At 68.8% G+C, this 1,546-nt stretch carries 1 protein-coding gene; it reads left to right on the forward strand.

Annotated features, from left to right (window positions below):
- Positions 1–134: 134 nt before the first annotated feature.
- Positions 135–1,286: a DUF932 domain-containing protein gene (locus WN71_RS39085; RefSeq protein WP_079178447.1), complete on the forward strand. Its 1,152-nt coding sequence runs from the start codon at positions 135–137 to the stop codon at positions 1,284–1,286.
- Positions 1,287–1,546 lie beyond the last annotated feature (260 nt).

A 1,546-nucleotide genomic window follows, 5' to 3' on the forward strand; every position in this document is an offset into this window, starting at 1 on the left:
GCCCACCGCCCACCGCCCACCGGTGATGATCTTTGTGGGGGCTTGCCTCATCCCCATCTTTTATCTAGTATCGAATATAGATGGTCGGGTGACGCCGGCCGGACCGCCGGACAGCACACGAAGGGAGAGCCCTCGTGGCTCACGACAACGACCGGACCGCAGCACCGTTAGCGGTGACCGGCACACGCAATGCCTCGTTCGAGGACCTGGTGCGCCTCCTGGAGCACGACCAGGAAGCCAAGATCGACATGGTGGCCCCGGCGTCGGCGATCACCGCCACAGCCGGCACCATCACCCTCACCGGCACCGAGCCCGTACTGACGCCCAGTGGCGTGACGCACGCCGACGGCGCCTACCGTCCCACCGGTGTGGCCGATGAAGGGATCGCAGAGAAGCTGCGGATACCGGCCGCCTACCTGCGCCGCATGCGCGCCGAGGCGGTGGACCTGTACGACCTGAACGTCAACGGGTGGCTCGAGCGGGACCCGGAGCGCCGTTTTCTCCTGCGGGCGATGAGGGGCGAGCCGGGGGTGCTGCGGGCGTGGCTCTCCGACGGCTACCGGATCATCGATCATCTGGACGTGCTCACCGCGGTGTTCGCGGGGATCCGGGAGTCCGGGCACGGTGTGCGGGTCAGGGGTGCCGACCTGACCGAGCGCCGCATGATCGTGCGGGTGGAGTCGGAGCACGTCGCCGCGCTCGCCCCCGAGCTGTTGCGCGGGTACCGGTCGCCGTTCACCGGGCAGAGCGGTGATGAACTGCCCCTGGTGTCGGCCGGGTTCGTGATCACGAACAGCGAGGTGGGTGCCGGACGCTACGCCATCACTCCGCGCCTCGTCGTCCAGGTGTGCGGCAACGGGATGACCATCACGAAGGACGTGTTCGGGAGAGTGCACGTGGGTGCCCGGATGGACGAGGGCATCATCCCGTTCTCCCCAGACACCCAGGACAAGAACCTGGCCCTGATCAGCGCACAGACTCGGGACGCCGTCGCGATGTTCCTGAACCACGACTACGTGACACGGAAGATCGCCGACATCGAGCGGGAGGCCGGCCGTCCCGTCGCCAGGCCGGCCGAGACGGTGGAGGTCGTGGCGAAGCAGCTGCGGTTCCCCGACAGCGTCCGCGACTGCGTACTCACCCACTTCATCCGCGGCGGGCAGACCACGGCGGGCGGGATCATGCAGGCCATCACCGCCACCGCGCAGACCCTCACCGACGCAGACGCGGCCCACGAACTCGAGATGCAGGCCCTGCCCGCCATGGCCATCGCCGCCGCGGCATAGCCGCCCCCCAAGGACCCCGGCGGGGGCGCGGCGGCCCTCCTCTGCTCCCCCGGCCGGGTTCGGGTACGTGAGGGGCCGCACAGGTGCCGCTCCCCTCGTACCCGGGACAGGTCCGGGGCTCGACCCCAGACCGCCTTATATCTGGTATCGAAGTCAGCGGTCGGGGAGCGACACCTCCGGCCGCCGCCGAAGAACACGAGGGACACCCCCCGATGAGCTCTCCACTCTTAGAAGCCGTTGTCTTTCCGAGAGTGGAGGGT

Source organism: Streptomyces mangrovisoli (genome assembly GCF_000974985.2).
GTDB classification, from domain to species: Bacteria; Actinomycetota; Actinomycetes; order Streptomycetales; family Streptomycetaceae; genus Streptomyces; species Streptomyces mangrovisoli.